This window comes from Synechococcus sp. UW69 (assembly GCF_900474185.1).
GTDB lineage: Bacteria > Cyanobacteriota > Cyanobacteriia > PCC-6307 > Cyanobiaceae > Parasynechococcus.
The window spans coordinates 160,894-175,726 of record NZ_UCNW01000011.1; the positions used below are offsets into that span (position 1 = coordinate 160,894).

General features: G+C 57.0%; 16 protein-coding genes. 12 read left to right on the forward strand and 4 right to left on the reverse strand.

Annotated features, from left to right (window positions below; genetic code table 11):
- The first annotated feature begins 56 nt into the window (after window positions 1-56).
- Window positions 57-821, forward strand: a complete 765-nt coding sequence (locus DXY29_RS11705; RefSeq protein ID WP_115025213.1) for a hypothetical protein — start codon at window positions 57-59, stop codon at window positions 819-821.
- A gap of 177 nt (window positions 822-998) precedes the next feature.
- Here the strand turns inward: DXY29_RS11705 and DXY29_RS11710 are convergent, their stop codons facing one another.
- The gene (locus DXY29_RS11710; protein ID WP_115025372.1) at window positions 999-5,009 is read right to left on the reverse strand and encodes a magnesium chelatase subunit H; all 4,011 of its coding nucleotides are present in this window, start codon (window positions 5,007-5,009) and stop codon (window positions 999-1,001) included.
- Window positions 5,010-5,123: 114 nt separating this feature from the next.
- On the opposite strand from DXY29_RS11710, the gene dapB reads away from it, so the two are divergent.
- The 5 genes from dapB to DXY29_RS11735 all read left to right on the forward strand — a co-directional run bounded on the left by dapB (window position 5,124) and on the right by DXY29_RS11735 (window position 8,369).
- The gene (dapB, locus tag DXY29_RS11715) at window positions 5,124-5,957 is read left to right on the forward strand and encodes a 4-hydroxy-tetrahydrodipicolinate reductase (protein ID WP_115025214.1); all 834 of its coding nucleotides are present in this window, start codon (window positions 5,124-5,126) and stop codon (window positions 5,955-5,957) included.
- Between the two features lie 10 nt (window positions 5,958-5,967).
- Window positions 5,968-6,618: a hypothetical protein gene (locus DXY29_RS11720; protein ID WP_115025215.1), complete on the forward strand. Its 651-nt coding sequence runs from the start codon at window positions 5,968-5,970 to the stop codon at window positions 6,616-6,618.
- A 76-nt stretch (window positions 6,619-6,694) separates the two neighbouring features.
- Window positions 6,695-6,949, forward strand: a complete 255-nt coding sequence (locus DXY29_RS11725) for a high light inducible protein (protein WP_115025216.1) — start codon at window positions 6,695-6,697, stop codon at window positions 6,947-6,949.
- Between the two features lie 41 nt (window positions 6,950-6,990).
- Entirely contained in the window at window positions 6,991-8,136 is a 1,146-nt protein-coding gene (locus DXY29_RS11730; protein WP_115025217.1) for an FAD-dependent monooxygenase, read from the forward strand.
- 20 nt (window positions 8,137-8,156) lie between these two features.
- Window positions 8,157-8,369: a DUF2949 domain-containing protein gene (locus DXY29_RS11735; RefSeq protein ID WP_115025373.1), complete on the forward strand. Its 213-nt coding sequence runs from the start codon at window positions 8,157-8,159 to the stop codon at window positions 8,367-8,369.
- Here the strand turns inward: DXY29_RS11735 and DXY29_RS11740 are convergent.
- Window positions 8,360-8,914, reverse strand: a complete 555-nt coding sequence (locus DXY29_RS11740; protein ID WP_115025218.1) for an adenine phosphoribosyltransferase — start codon at window positions 8,912-8,914, stop codon at window positions 8,360-8,362. The two genes, DXY29_RS11735 and DXY29_RS11740, sit on opposite strands and share 10 nt — an antisense overlap.
- 7 nt (window positions 8,915-8,921) lie before the next feature.
- On the opposite strand from DXY29_RS11740, the gene DXY29_RS11745 reads away from it, so the two are divergent.
- From DXY29_RS11745 to DXY29_RS11755, 3 genes are read left to right on the forward strand one after another with little or no spacing between them, the layout of a single operon-like run.
- The gene (locus DXY29_RS11745) at window positions 8,922-9,470 is read left to right on the forward strand and encodes a DUF3038 domain-containing protein (protein WP_115025374.1); all 549 of its coding nucleotides are present in this window, start codon (window positions 8,922-8,924) and stop codon (window positions 9,468-9,470) included.
- A 7-nt stretch (window positions 9,471-9,477) separates the two neighbouring features.
- Complete coding sequence (locus tag DXY29_RS11750) at window positions 9,478-10,092, forward strand: DUF4335 domain-containing protein (protein ID WP_115025219.1); 615 nt, start codon at window positions 9,478-9,480, stop codon at window positions 10,090-10,092.
- 59 nt (window positions 10,093-10,151) lie between these two features.
- A complete protein-coding gene (locus DXY29_RS11755) occupies window positions 10,152-10,520 on the forward strand; it encodes a hypothetical protein (protein WP_115025220.1) in 369 nt (122 codons plus the stop codon).
- Here the strand turns inward: DXY29_RS11755 and DXY29_RS11760 are convergent.
- On the reverse strand, window positions 10,505-10,969 hold the full coding sequence (locus tag DXY29_RS11760) for an EF-hand domain-containing protein (protein WP_115025221.1): 465 nt from the start codon (window positions 10,967-10,969) through the stop codon (window positions 10,505-10,507). The two genes, DXY29_RS11755 and DXY29_RS11760, sit on opposite strands and share 16 nt — an antisense overlap.
- Before the next feature lie 136 nt (window positions 10,970-11,105).
- On the opposite strand from DXY29_RS11760, the gene DXY29_RS11765 reads away from it, so the two are divergent.
- The 3 genes from DXY29_RS11765 (at window position 11,106) to ppk2 (ending at window position 14,140) form a co-directional block, all read left to right on the forward strand.
- The gene (locus DXY29_RS11765) at window positions 11,106-11,831 is read left to right on the forward strand and encodes a response regulator (protein ID WP_170952223.1); all 726 of its coding nucleotides are present in this window, start codon (window positions 11,106-11,108) and stop codon (window positions 11,829-11,831) included.
- 1 nt (window position 11,832) lies between these two features.
- The gene (locus DXY29_RS11770; protein WP_115025376.1) at window positions 11,833-13,158 is read left to right on the forward strand and encodes an ATP-binding protein; all 1,326 of its coding nucleotides are present in this window, start codon (window positions 11,833-11,835) and stop codon (window positions 13,156-13,158) included.
- A 67-nt stretch (window positions 13,159-13,225) separates the two neighbouring features.
- Window positions 13,226-14,140, forward strand: a complete 915-nt coding sequence (gene ppk2, locus DXY29_RS11775) for a polyphosphate kinase 2 (RefSeq protein WP_115025377.1) — start codon at window positions 13,226-13,228, stop codon at window positions 14,138-14,140.
- Window positions 14,141-14,428: 288 nt separating this feature from the next.
- On the opposite strand, the gene DXY29_RS11780 is transcribed toward ppk2, so the two are convergent.
- Window positions 14,429-14,731 carry a hypothetical protein gene (locus DXY29_RS11780; RefSeq protein ID WP_115025222.1) on the reverse strand — a complete coding sequence of 101 codons (303 nt, stop codon included), beginning with the start codon at window positions 14,729-14,731 and terminating at the stop codon, window positions 14,429-14,431.
- Between the last annotated feature and the right edge of the window lie 102 nt (window positions 14,732-14,833).

Here is a 14,833-nt window from a genome sequence, read left to right on the forward strand (position 1 = left end):
AAACTAGACATTAAGAAGGAATTAAGCTAAGATTAGGATTAGGCCTGGTTTGCTAGATGCAAATATCAGAACCAATAAATCAGAAGAATAAAATTGAGTACAGATCAACTGCAAAAGATTTAAAAACCTGCCTGATTATTGCTGGATGCTCAGGGGCAGGGAAATCAACAATAATCAAACATTCTCACACTCTTGACGTAAATCTCTACGGCCAGAAATTCCACGAAGATTTCAAGAAAACAAGGAGTGGCATCCCCCATCAAGAATATGATGATTACATCGAAGCAATTAAAAATGGATCAACCTTTGAAGGCAGATTTATTAATAATTTAAACAACCAGAAGCAGCTCTCGAAGCATATTCTCATGCACATCGATCTAAAACTTTTAACCGCTATTCTTGGACATCATGCCTCAGACGAAAGCGACAGAAGAAAAATTGCATCGCTTACAAAAATTCCAGTACCTCGCAAAAAAAGAGCAGATCAAAAAATTTGCGATTTAATGGTGTCCAGTTTTCTCAAGCATCAATTTTTTTCAAGGTTTGAAAATATCATCGTCAACACAATATACACCAATTCAAGCAAGGCTTACATTCAAAAAATGAAGCGAGATTGCCCTGAGAAAAACATCAAATCCCAAAAAGAGTTGAAAATATATGCAAGGGAGCATCGTGCGATGTATAGAGCATGGGAAAAAAATATTTACCTTCTCAAGCCTTCAAAAATATTTTTTACCACAGTTGGCGAAGACGGAAACCTTTACTCCAACAACAAGTGCATTTGCTCTAATTGGACAATCAAAACAGGATTAAACCATTAACATTTGATAGAAGACAAAAGGCTAACAATTACAGGAATTAGCCAATAAAAGTCATCCTATCGATGCTTAATGCATTTCATTCATTCAACTATCATGCAAGGTAGAACTAAAAATAGCGCAAAGCTATTCAAGTATATATAGATCTAAGTTTGGCTTAATTGCATTAAAACAACGAGATTAGTCTGTAACAACACCCTCAATACGATCCTCCACTTCTTGATAAAGCTCCTGCAACTGCTCGATGTTTTCGTCTGAGGTCTCCCAATAACCCCGACCATGCACCTCGAGAAGCGTGCCCACAATTTGGCGGAAACTATTGGGGTTCAGTTCCAGCAGACGCTTGCGCATCTCCGGATCATTGATGAAGGTTTCATTGGCTTCCTCGTAGACAAAATTGTCGACGGCGCCACTAGTGGCACTCCAGCCCAGAGTGAAGTTGAGCCGTTTTGAAACCTCACGCACACCCTCATATCCGGAATTAAGCATGCCCTCATACCACTTGGGGTTCAGCAACTTTGTGCGTGAATCCAATCGAATGGTTTCGCTCAACGAGCGAACCTGGGCGTTGGCCGTGGTGGTATCAGCGATATAGCTGGTGGGAGCTTTGCCGTCGTCACGAAGTCCGGCAATCAACTTTGTGGGGTCGGAATCGAAGTAGTGGCTCACATCGGTGAGGGAGATCTCAGCAGAGTCCAAGTTCTGGAAGGTGACATCCGCGGTCTTCATCACGTTCTCGAACACCTCCCGCTTCTGGTTCATCTCGCCAGGATTGTCGGCATTGAAGGCAAAAGTCTTACGAGAGAGATACATCTCCTGAAGTTCGCCCTCCTCTTCCCAGGTGCTGTTTTCAACAGCCAGATTCACGTTGGAGCTATAGCTGCCGCTGGCATTGGAAAACACCCGGCAGGCTGCATCCCGAAGACTGGTTCCTTCCTTCTCCGCCTGCTCCAGGGCATGCTTGCGCACGAAGTTCTGCTCCAGGGGCTCATCGGCCTCGGCCGCCATTTTCACGGCCTGATCAATCAGGGCCATCTGGTTGATGAACAGATCACGGAACACACCGGAGCAGTTCACCACCACATCAACACGGGGGCGTCCGAGTTCTTCCAGAGGAATCAGCTCGAGTTTGTTGACTCGACCAACGGAATCCGGCATCGGCTTGACACCAACGAACCAGAGGATCTGAGCCAGGGATTCGCCGTAGGTCTTGATGTTGTCAGTTCCCCAGAGCACACAGGCAATGGTCTCGGGCCATGTGCCCTGCTCCTCGCGCTGACGGTCAATCAGCTTGTCAACAACACCCTTGGCTGCTGCGACCGCAGCGCGGGTAGGAATCGCCTGCGGGTCCAGTGCATGGATGTTCTTGCCACTGGGCAGCACGCCAGGATTACGAATCGGGTCGCCACCAGGACCCGGAAGGATGTATTCGCCATCAAGAGCCTTCAACAGACTCTCCATCTCCATGTCGGCACACACCTGCTCGAGACAGAAGCGCAGGTAAGCAAAGAGCTTGTCGAGCTCGGTGGCGTCGATCTGAACGAAGCCAGCGGTGCAGCAGGCCCGCAGCCAGGGGGAGGGCAGCTTGAAACCAAACTTGGCCAGGAGGTCGTAGAACCAGCCAAAGCTGTTGCGCAAGCTGACCCGGCCGTCACGACCGGTGAGCGTACGGACCATGGCTCCGATCGCAGCTCGGGATGTCTCCGTGATCGTGCGATTGAGCTCAACGTCGGCGAGCACACCCTCGTCATTGCCTTTGTAGACATCCTCGATGGAACGACCTATCGCTTCAGCCAACAATCCGGGAAGCGAACGGAGGCCATCCTCCTCACGCTCCAGAGCAGCGATGTTCACCAATGTGGCAATGGCTTCCTCTGCAGTGGGAGGTTTACCGATGGTGTGGAGACCACAGGGCAGAAGACGGCTCTCGATCTCCATCAACTGTCGGTAGACGGCACCGACCAAGGCATCGCGCCCTTCCAGGTCGATGGAAGAGGCGTCGTCTTCGGGCAGGTCGACATCCTTATCGAGGTTGCACTGACGCGCCGTCTCAATGATGGTGTTGACGATTTGAACGCCGCGGCCACCTTCACGCAGCTGTTGGTAGGAACCAACAAGCTCACCCAACTCCTTCAGACCCCGGTAGAGGCCTGCATTTTCAGCCGGTGGGGTGAGGTAGCTGATGGTCGAGGCGTAGCCACGACGCTTGGCGATGGTGGCTTCCGAGGGGTTATTGGCGGCGTAGTAATAGAGGTTTGGGAGGGCACCGATCAATGAATCGGGGTAGCAGGTTTCACTCATGCCCATCTGCTTGCCGGGCATGAACTCCAGGGAGCCATGGGTGCCGAAGTGGAGCACCGCATCGGCCTTCCAGATCTTCTGCAGATAGGTGTAGTAGGCAGCAAATCCATGGTGGGGACTTGCACTACGGGAGTAGAGCAAGCGCATGGGGTCGCCTTCGTAGCCGAAGGTGGGCTGAACGCCGACAAAGACATTGCCGAAGTGGCGACCGAAGACCAGCAAATTTTGGCCATCGCTGTTGAGATTGCCGGGAGGCTTGCCCCAGTTCTCTTCAAGCCTCTCGGAGTAAGGGGTCAGGCGTTCGTATTCCTCAACGCTCATCCGATGGGCAATGGAAAGCTCCGGCGAGCCCTGCATGGCATCGGCGTCGTTGATCACCGCCTCCAGCAGATCACGAGGCGTCGAAGGCAAGCCCTGCACGTCGTAGCCCTTCGCCTTCATCTCCTGCATCACCCGATGGATGGAACCGAAGACGTCGAGATAGGCCGCCGTTCCGACATTGCCCTTGTCGGGAGGGAAGCTGAACACCGTGATCGCCAGCTTCTTGTCGATCCGGGGCTTGATCCGTAGCGACGACCAACGAATCGCGCGCTCAGCGATGGCATCAACACGATCTTGAAGGGTATGTGCCTTGCCGGTGGCATCGTCGCGGCCGGAGAGAACGATCGGCTCGATCGCGCCATCCAATTCAGGGATGGCGATTTGCAGGGCCACCTGCACAGGGTGAAGGCCGAGGTCGCTCTGTTCCCACTCCTGGGTGGTTTGGAACACAAGAGGAAGCGCGACCATATATGGACGATTGAGCTTCTTCAGGGATTCAATGGCTTTCGGGTGGTCCTGGCGAGCAGGCCCTCCGACCAGTGCAAAGCCCGTCAGGGAGACGATCCCATCCACCAAGGGCTGCTCGGGATTCAGGGGGTCGAAGAAGAAGGCGTTTACCGGCTTGGAGAAATCGAGACCACCGCAGAAGATCGGGAGGACTCGCGCACCGCGAAACTCCAGTTCCTGAATGATGGCGACGTAGTGGGCATCGTCACCGGTGACGATGTGGCTGCGCTGCAACACCAGACCAATCACGGGCCCCTTAAGGGCTTTCTCAGAAAGATCAGTACGACTTGACGTCCAGTTCAGATACTCCTTGAGGTCCTCAAACATCGAAGGGGCAAGGGGGTGCCAAATGCCAAGGTCAGGGAAGACCTCGGGCTCCGCCACCTCCATCGCTGGACGTTCATCTCCTTCCGCTGCAGGAAAGACGTACTTGTCCGCCAGCATCAGCAGGAAATTGCGCAGGTTGTCGGGCGTCCCCCCCAACCAGTACTGAAAGCTCAGCATGAAGCTGCGGGCATCCTGCGCTTTTTCAACCGGCAGGTACTTGAGAACGGTGGGCAGCGTGTTCAGCAGCTTGAGCATGGCGTCTTGGAAACCGGCGCCACCGGCTTCCTTCCGCTTCTTCATGAAGCCAGCAATGGCGCTCTTGCTCTGACCAAGCTGCGCCATGGAGAAGCTGCCCAGCTTGTTGAGCCGCATCACCTCGGGCATGGACGGGAAGACCACCGCTGCTTTCAGGCGATCTCGGTGAGGAGCCACTGCATCAACAACCTTTTGTGCCAGGTCCTCGATGAAGATCAGCGAGGCGATAAACACATCCGCCTCGGCCACGTCTGCACAGAACCCGGCGTAGTTGTCCTCGTCTCGCAGTTCCTCGATCAAGTAGCCGCTCAGCTCGATTCCGAGATCTCCACCAGAGGCGTTAAGCGCAGTAGCTGCCTGGGTTAGGGCGTTTTGATACTGGGGCTCAAGCACCACATAAACCGCCTTCATCACGGATTTGTGGTTCTGACCCTCCACAGGAGCAACGCGGCGATCGGCGGAGCGGACCTGTGTGAACATCAGCGCTTTGAGCAATGTGAAGAACCTTACGGTGACCGCCCCTTGGGCGCGAGGATTTTGGATCGGCCGTTACACGAGCCGCCCCATAGGCTTTGAAGCGTCTGCTGCGCTTTCATGACCGCTCCTATTCCCGTCGTTGTCGCCGGCGCCCTGGGGCGCATGGGAGCCGAAGTCATCAAGGCTGTGGTGGGAGCCCAGGACTGCAGCCTGGCTGGAGCAATCGACAACACTCCTGGCAAAGAAGGCGTGGATGTTGGGCTGGAATTGGGGTTGGGCGAGCTGGAGGTGGCCGTCACAGCCGATTTCGAAGGTTGTCTTTGTGCTGTGAGCCAGTCGGTACGTGACAGCGGCAGCGGTGCCGTCCTGGTGGACTTCACGCACCCCTCGGTTGTGTACGAGCACACCAGGGCAGCGATTGCCTATGGCGTTCATCCCGTGATCGGCACAACCGGGTTATCCCCTGAGCAACTCAACGACCTCACCGAGTTTTCCTCGAAAGCGTCCGTGGGTGGAGCCGTGATTCCCAACTTTTCTGTGGGCATGGTGCTGTTGCAGCAAGCGGCGGCAGCCGCGGCGCGGTTTTACGACCACGCAGAACTGACGGAGTTGCATCACAACCGGAAGGCGGATGCACCCAGCGGCACTTGCATCAAAACCGCTGAGCTGATGGAAGAACTCGGCAAGACGTTCAATCCGGACGAGGTGGAGGAGCACGAGTCCCTGACGGGTTGCCGCGGCGGGCAACGGGATAGTGGCCTGCGGCTTCACTCCGTACGCCTGCCAGGGCTAGTGGCGCATCAGGAGGTCATGTTCGGCGCCCCCGGGGAGACCTACACCCTCCGTCACGACACGATCGATCGTTCTGCCTACATGCCAGGCGTGCTGCTCACAGTGCGCAAAGTAGGGAGCCTGAGCAGCCTTGTTTATGGCCTCGAGCGTCTGATCTGAGGGCGACACCATGCTCATTCCCCTCCGCCCCGGTGAACTGCAACGCCTGATTCCAGCCGTTGCAACCGGCAACCAATTCCGCGTCTCCCTCGGCAAGCCCCAGGAGGTGCTGCAACGCCTGATGGTCGCCGCCATCGGCGGGGTGATCACCCTGCTGATCAGTCAGAGCCAGATGTCCAGCCGCTGGGGCCCCTTCTGGCTGGTGACAGGCGTGGTGTTTCTGCTTTACGTGCTCTGGGGACCGATCCTTCAGGCAGGTCAACGCAATGCCACCCTGCGTCGCTACCCGGCGGCAGCCCTCTTCGAAGGAGAGGTGGCAGACGTGATCACCCGAGAGCGCATCGAGAACCGCCACGAACAGGCCGATAGCCGCGGCCGGCTTGAACTTGTGGAGAACCGACGCACCTGGATGCTTCTTGAACTCGAGGACGAGGAGGGTTATCTCGGTCGGGTTGCTTTTCCGATGGACAAAAAACATCAATCGATTCGCCGGGGCAGCCTGATCCGCTGTCTGGTGCTGAGTGAGCGCAAGGATTTCTCAAAAATCGGTGCTCTCAGCGATGCCTGGCTGCCTGGCTTGAAGATGTGGGTGGGTGAATACCCCTTCTTGTTGAGACCCGCCTTTGAAGAGCTGTGCCAGCTCCGCATCAACCGCCGTTAAAACGGCCGGCAAGCAAGCATCAGTGAATATTTCTTAAAATTGGTTTACACTTCGTAGCAATTCACCAGTGGTCCCCATGTCCCAGGCCCCCTCCTCCAACGCTGCGGTCATCCGTGGAGCAACGGTCACAACGGAAGACGGTGGCCGTCTCAACGCCTTTGCATCCGAACCCCGCATGGAAGTGGTTGAAGCTGAACAAGGCTGGGGGTTCCATGACCGCGCCGAGAAGCTGAACGGCCGCATGGCCATGCTCGGCTTCATTTCTCTGCTGGCCACTGAGTTGGCACTGGGCGGCGAATCCTTCGTTCACGGGCTGCTCGGCCTGGGTTAATCCTCTCGCGCTCCGGAGGGATGGCTGGCCAGACTTGATGAATGGCTCCATCCCTTCCTGAAATACGCGTTCTGGGTGCTGGTCCAACCGGTGCCCTCACAGCACTTGCCCTCGGCCTCAATGGTCAGCGTGTCGTCCTGTTTGACCCGTTGACAGCTTCCGAACTTCAGGCAAGAAGCCGGGCCTACGCAATCACACATTCCAGTCGTCGGCTGCTGACGACCCTCGGGCTCTGGGAGGACCTCTCCGATGCCTTGGTGCCCTTCCGAGAACTGGATTTACGGGACGGTGCCACGAATTCTCGGGTCCTGTTCGGCCAGGCCGATCTCGCTGCCGCCAACAGGAACCACGATGGAATTGGTTGGATCCTGGATCACCGTCCATTGATGGAGCTGTTGCTGGCCCGACTGCAGGGCCACAACAACGTTGAATTGCATCTGGCAGAACCATGCCCTGACCCAAGCCCAGATGCCCTGGTCGTTGCGGCTGATGGACCTGCTTCCCCCACCCGAGAATCCTGGGGAATCCGTCACTGGCAGATGCGTTATCGCCAGGGTTGTCTCACTGCCAAGGTCGTTCTGCGGGGACTCACCCACGACAGAGCCTGTGAGTTGTTTCGGCCGGAAGGACCGTTCGCTGTCCTGCCTTTGGGGCAGGGACGCTTCCAGGTGGTGTGGAGCGCACCCTGGCAGCGTTGCCAACAGCGCAGCACGCTGAAGCGCAGTCAGTTTCTGGATCAGCTGGCCGCCGTTCTTCCCCCAGGAATTGAGCCAGATCGTTTGCTCGATCAACCCAGAGCTTTCCCTCAACAATGGCTGCTAGCTCGGCGCTTTCACCGCGGTAGAGGCGTGCTGATCGGAGAAGCCGCTCACCGCTGCCATCCCGTAGGAGGGCAGGGGCTCAATCTGTGTTGGCGCGATGTTGATGGTCTTCTCTGCGCCGTGCAACGGGGCGGCAGCGCCGCAACGATCGCGAGGAACTACGGGATGAGCCGCTGGCTGGATGTGCTCCAAGTGGGTTTGGCGACTGATCTTCTGGTGCGTGTGTTTTCCAACCGCCAACCGCTGCTGTTGCCGCTGCGGCGCTTGGCTCTGCAGCTGCTGAAACAGTTTTCTGGTCTGCGCAGGCTCAGCCTGCGGGCCATGAGTGACGGCCCCATGCAGCTTTGGCAGGCGTTGCCAAACTGATAGCAGCGCCGGTCAAGACCATGGTGTTGTGCAGCCATCGGCAACCTCCACCAGCCGACTCCCTGCTGCAATTTCTTCAGCGTCGGCTGGGACTGAGCCCCAGTGCCCTTGAACTGGGGCAACGCCAGGCGGAACTGGAACAGGCCCCACTGCCGATCGTGCTTTGGAGCTTTGGCTTGTTGAGCTTGAACCAGCTCGAAGAGGTCTTCGACTGGCAGAACAGTCAGCCGTAACGCAACAACGCTTCCACGGGTTGACCTGCGGGCAACGCTTGGCGCCCACCAAGCCCCTCCAGCTCGATCACAAACGCAAAACCCACCAAGCAACCACCGGCCTGCTCCACCAGTTGTCCCGTCGCTGCAGCCGTTCCACCCGTGGCAAGCAGATCGTCCACCACAAGCACCCGCGGCGAATTTTCAAAGGCATCGGCTTGGATCTCTAGCCGATCGGTGCCGTACTCCAGGGCGTAATCCAAACCAACCACCTCACCGGGAAGCTTTCCGGGCTTCCGCACAGGCACGAAGCCAAGTCGTCGGTCGCTGGCCAGAGGAGCCCCAAAAATGAAACCCCGGGATTCGATCCCCACGATCAGATCAGGCTTCACCTCATCGCACACCCGGCCCAGCTGCCGGATCACTTCAGCCATGGCCTCTGGTGATCGCAGAAGCGGGTTGATGTCTCGGAACAAAATTCCAGGCTTGGGAAAGTCGGGAATTGAGCGAATGTGCGACTGAAGATCCAAATCCAGGTGACGCAATGGCATGGCCCCTGGCATCATCGCAGCCATGACTGAAGCTCCATCGTCCAGCATTCTCCAAGGGGGTGCACGACTTAGCCGACGGGGCGTTGAGCGTCTCGATCTGCTGTTGCTGACCATCGAGGCTCTCGACCTCAATGGTGGCGAGGCGATGGTCTGGACCAGCCAGCAGATGGGCCTCCAGGCTCAATTCCCTAACCGGGTTGAGCTCTGGAAGCGGCGTTGTCACAACCCCCTGAGGCGCACCACCTGCCGGGACCAGCTCGACCCTGTCGATGCCGAATCCCTGATCTGCCTGGTCTGTGCCATGTCGGAGCGGCTGTATCCGATGCTCCACCAACTCCTGTCGAGCCGCGAGCCGGAACAGCTCACTCAACAGCGTTGGCAGTTATTCCACGAGCGTCTGCGGGACCTTATTGAGGAGCGAATGAATCTGCGGCGGGAAGCCGTGGTTCGCCTTCTCAAGATGGAGCCGGCGGGAGCTCTGCACCGTCAGCTGATCAGCACCCTGGCGTTCTGCGCAGGCCCAGGTGGAATCAATCGGCTCCGCGCCACCTTGCTCGATCCCACTCCATAGGCCGACCATGTTGAAAACGACCTACCAATACGAACAAACGGCAGCACGGCTTGTGGTGGAGGGCTTTCCAGATCTCTCCGCCGGGCATTCCAGTGATGCGGTCGGAATCCTCTCGTCCTGGCGGCTGCAGTTGGTGGGAGCACCGGAACTGGAAGGCACGCGGGATCATCTCGAGGCCCTGATGGCAGCAGTGATGCCCTACGCCAGACATCGCTTATCTGGAGTGCAACGCCGCTTTGGCCAGGAGAGCGGTTTTGTGAGCATCGGGCCGAATCAGACAAACCATCTGCTGGAACTACGCAGCAGCCGAGAGGGCGTTGAGCCGCTTCAGCTCAAGCTCGATGACGCTGAATTGGCTGACCTGGTGCGCTGCCTCGATCAGTTGCGGATCGACACCAGGGTCAAGCTGACCTGGACGTTTCCCGAGGACCGGCCCCTGCAGCGCCAGGAGATCGTCGATCGCATTCCTTTGCAGAAACGCCTAGGACCGCCACTTCTTGCTGGGGTCGCCCTGGCATGCTCCATTGCGACCGCATGGCTGGTTCCATTGCCTCAGGAGATCAAGGAGACATCGCCAGCTGCAGCGCCCGTGGAGAAGCCGGAAACGCAGTCAGACCGTTGACGTGCAGGAAACACGCTTCAGAATCGCCGGAGTGACGGCACCCTGATCCGCACCAGGCCATGAAGAAGGCACGCCGGAGCAGCAAACTCGATCAGCGGCGAGTCTTCCGGCCCCGGCGTCGGTTTCCCTACGGCCCAGTCTTGCGTCAGTTCACTGTCGTCGTGCTGATGCTGGCTGGTGCAGCGGGCCTCGTCGTGCTGCTGCAGCAGTTGCCCCAGCAGGTCGACATCATGCTGCTGGTCAGTGAAGCCATCGATGATCTGATTGGCGGCGTCCAGCAATTGCTGGAGGCCCTGCTCAGGCTTGCCGCCATCGTGCTGATCACTGCTATTGCGCTTCTGGCTGGAGTGCTCCTGCTTGGTGCTCTCTGGAGGTTGATTCGCATCATCCGACTGGTGGTGTCTCCCCCCAATCAAGGAAGGCGCTGACGCGGAGCTAAGGAGCGCTGATGATTCCACAACTCCTGCAAGGTCACGGTTCCGTCCCGATCACGATCCAAAACGTTGAAGTTGCGACTGATCCAAGGGATGCGTTTGGCTTCCCGTCGATCCAAGCCACGGTTCCGGTCGCGGTCGGCCTGGCTGAAATGCTGCTTGAGCCTTGGCCCACTGGGCGATGAATCCTGGAGACGTAGATCCTCCAGCAGAAGATAGGAACGATTGTTCTGGCGTTTGAGCCGACGGCTCAGCCCACGGCGTCCCTGCACTTCAGACGCATCCAGTCGACCATCACTGTTGACGTCCAAGCGGATGAACAATGTTTCCATCCTGGCGCTGTAAACACGCATGGTCTTGTTGCCCGGGCCAGCCTGCAGTGCCAAGGGACTCACCACGAATGCCAACGGCCCGAGCACACGGATGGCGGTCAGCGCATTCATGACGCCAGCCTATGGAGCTTGGGCATCTCTGACGATGACTGATGGATGACCGACGCCTGATCAGCTGTGACTGGGTCCTACCGGAAAGGGACAGAGGCTTAGCCACTGCATACCATCAGCCCAACCGCTGATGGACATGGCCAAGGACACCATGATCTGGGTGGTGGATGACGACCCGGAACTGAGAAAGATGGTCGGCACGTACCTGATGGATCAGGGATACGACGTACGCAGTCTCTGCGATGTAAAGCAATTCGAAGCGCGTCTGGAGTGCCAACGCCCAGACCTGGTGGTGTTTGATCTGATGCTGCCCGGCGATGATGGCCTGACGGCGCTGCGGAGACTGCGGGATGCCGGAGATGATCTCCCTGTGGTGATGCTCACCGCCCGTGCCGACGGTGTTGATCGGATCATCGGCCTCGAGCAGGGCGCAGATGATTACATCGCCAAACCGTTCTTACCTCGGGAACTCACGGCCCGGATCGAAGCCGTATTGCGACGGCGCAACGCATTGCCGGCAGGAACACCGGTGGAAGGTGGTGAGTGCGTCGGTTTTGGAGACAACCAGCTGGATCTCTCCTCGCGCACGTTGCTGAAGAACAATCAACCGGTTGTGATCACCAGTGGTGAGTTCAGTCTTCTGGCCGCCTTTGTTCGCCACCCGCATCGGCCCCTCTCCCGGGAGCGCCTGATCGAACTCGCCCGAGGTCCCGGCAGCGACACCGATAGCCGCAGCATGGACGTTCAGGTGTCACGGGTGCGCAAGTTGGTGGAACCGGATCCAAGCCGGCCCCGCTACGTGCAGACGGTTTGGGGATATGGCTATGTCTTTGTCCCGGATGGCACGCCGAGATCCCGCTGAGATGCCCAGCCAACGGGGGATAACAAGTGGACTAGCCCGCTTCGGTGTCTGGGGTACGACGCTTCTGGCCAGTTGGATGCTGGCCCTACTGGTGCTGCAGGTGCTGTTCGGGCGGCAACTGGAACGCATCCAGACCCTGCAGCTGGGTCGAGATCTGGCGTTGAACGTGCGCCTCACTGAATTGACCCTGGAGCGCTATCCCCCCGCACTGATCAGCGAGCTCACCGGTCTGGAACTGCTGGTCAGCCAACAACCATCGAGACCAACCAAAGAGACGCAGGGGATGGCCCAGCGGCGCCAGGAACTGCAACAGGTGCTCTGCTCTCGCCTGACGCACTGCCCTGAGCTCCGACCAGCCCCCAACAGGTCTGGAACGCCCGAGGTTTGGATTGAGCTGTTTTCTCCGCTGGAACCGGTCTGGCTGCGCACACCCCTACCGATGGCACGCGCCTGGCCGCCGCAACCGATGCTCCTGCTGCTGGCCCTGGTGAGTGCTGTCGTGATCACTGGGGTGCTCTACCTACTCCTTGATGTCGCCCGTCCCCTTCGAAAGCTCGAGGACGCGGTCTCCCGCGTGGGGGAGGACAACGACCGCGATCCAGTCCCGGAGCAGGGGGCTCCAGAGGTTCGGCGAATCTCGCGACGCTTCAACGCCATGGTGCGTCGGCTCGCGGAAGCTCAGAGGGAGCGCGTCACCATGCTGGCGGGCATCGCCCACGATCTGCGGGCACCTTTGACGCGGCTGCAGTTCCGTCTGTCGATGCCGGAGCTGAACGCAGATGAGCGAACGCGCTGCCAAAGCGATCTGGATGCACTCGAGCGGATCACAGGCCAGTTTCTGCTGTACGCCGGAGGCGGTGAACGCGAGGAGTATGTCGTCTGTCCGCTGGATCAGTGGCTGGCTGAAACGGTTGCTGGACAGCCCAGTAACCAGCTGCAACTCCAACTCAGTTCCATCAGCGCGCGAATTCGACCGATTGCCCTGGGGCGCGCCGTGAGCAACCTGGTCGACAATGCATTCAGTTATGGCACCACACCAGTTGTCGTTCGCCTACGAAAGACGGGATCAGAGGTAGCGATTGAAGTCTGGGACCAGGGCGAGGGGATACCCAGCAGTGATTGGGAACGTGCTCTGCAACCCTTTCAACGCCTGGATTCGGCACGGGGACGTCAAGGCCATTGCGGCCTAGGGCTGGCCATCGTGAATCATGTGGTCCGCACCCATGAGGGAAAGATCAATTTCCGGCAAGGGAACGGTGACCCAGGACGATTTGGCGTCATCATCAACCTCCCCAGGGATGAGACGAAAAGTACCGTAATTCCGTAAAAAATCGGCCCGGATCGTGCCCGCTGACGGCGTGCCTGCCAAAACAGAAGAAAGATCCACCTCCAGCATGCGCCAGTCAAAAGAACATGACTTCACAGGCGTACTCGAGGCCATAGATCACTACAGCGATGGCGATATCGACCATCCTCAGGAACTCATGGTGGAGCTACAAGAGGGCTTTTCCAACAAGCACAAACGGCTGAGCAAAAAGATCTACGAAAAGGAGCTGGCCAAACTCCAGACAGAACTGGTCAAGATGCAGTACTGGGTGAAAGCCACGGGCTTTCGCATGATCATCCTGTTTGAAGGACGGGATGCCGCAGGCAAGGGAGGATCGATCAAACGTCTGACGGAACCATTGAACCCAAGGGGCTGTCGGGTGGTTGCCCTGGGTACCCCGTCAGAGCATCAGAAAAGCCAATGGTATTTCCAGCGCTACGTCGAGCACTTCCCCGGTGCTGGAGAAATCGTCGTCTTCGATCGCAGCTGGTACAACCGGGCCGGGGTGGAAAAGGTCATGGGTTTTGCAAGCGCCGAACAGGTCGAGCAGTTCTATGTGTCCTGCCCCCGGTTTGAGCAAATGCTGGTGCAGGACGGAATTCTGCTGCTGAAATACTGGTTCTCCATCAATGATGATGAGCAGGAGAAGCGTTTCCAGGAACGCATTGATAACGAAGAGCGGCGCTGGAAAATGAGTCCTATGGACATCGAGTCGCGCAATCGCTGGGTGGAGTACTCCAAAGCGAAAGACATCATGTTTTCCAAGACGCATATTCCAGAAGCACCTTGGTTCACCGTGGAAGCCAATGACAAACGTCGCGCTCGCCTGAATTGCCTAAGCCACATTCTCAGCAAGGTGCCCTATGAAGACATGACACCAGAACCGATCAAGATGCCAAAACGTCCAAAACAAGGCGGCTACAAGCGACCTCCCTTCAACGAACAGTTCTTTGTTCCCAACCACTATCCCTACAAAGACTGAAGGGCTCTCCTGCGCACAAGCGGAGCTAAAAAATATTTAAACCAAATCAATACTCTTTTTTATAAAGCAGCATTAAGGTGCATAGGCATCGTCGCATGTCGACCGCCTCTGTGCACCTGAGCGGCTTCAGCAAACCCTGAATCCCCCCACCAGGAAGCCAACCGGGGAAACCAATGGGGGCTCAACCCGATCTCACTGAGACAAAGCAACTGCAAAAGCAACTGCAATCGAACAGGACCGAACTACATATCGGGATACACCAATCCGATGCTGATACCTAAAGCCTCGTCAATAAACAATGAAGCAGAACAAATAGATCAGCAGCGAAAAGCCAAACACCAACATTCCAACCGATGTCTTGATACGCATCCATTTCTTATCCCACTTATAGGGTGCCATCACCAAAATCGAAAACAACGTCAACCCGGCATACACAACCAAGGTGTGTTTTGGATGCTCCTTTGCAAGAATCATGCCGATCCCATGCCAAAAGAATGTCAGCATGGATGCATAGGACGAAATCGCTCCAAGGTTATAGAGCAACTCTTTGTGCTTTCTAAGTTGCTCTCCAATCCAGTATTGAAGACGCATCGAGGAACTCGAAGAGAGATAGCTGAAATTTAGCGATCAAAAGTTTTACCTCAACCCTGGAGAAATAACGTCACAGAATTAAGTGCTGATAGCAAATGAGCA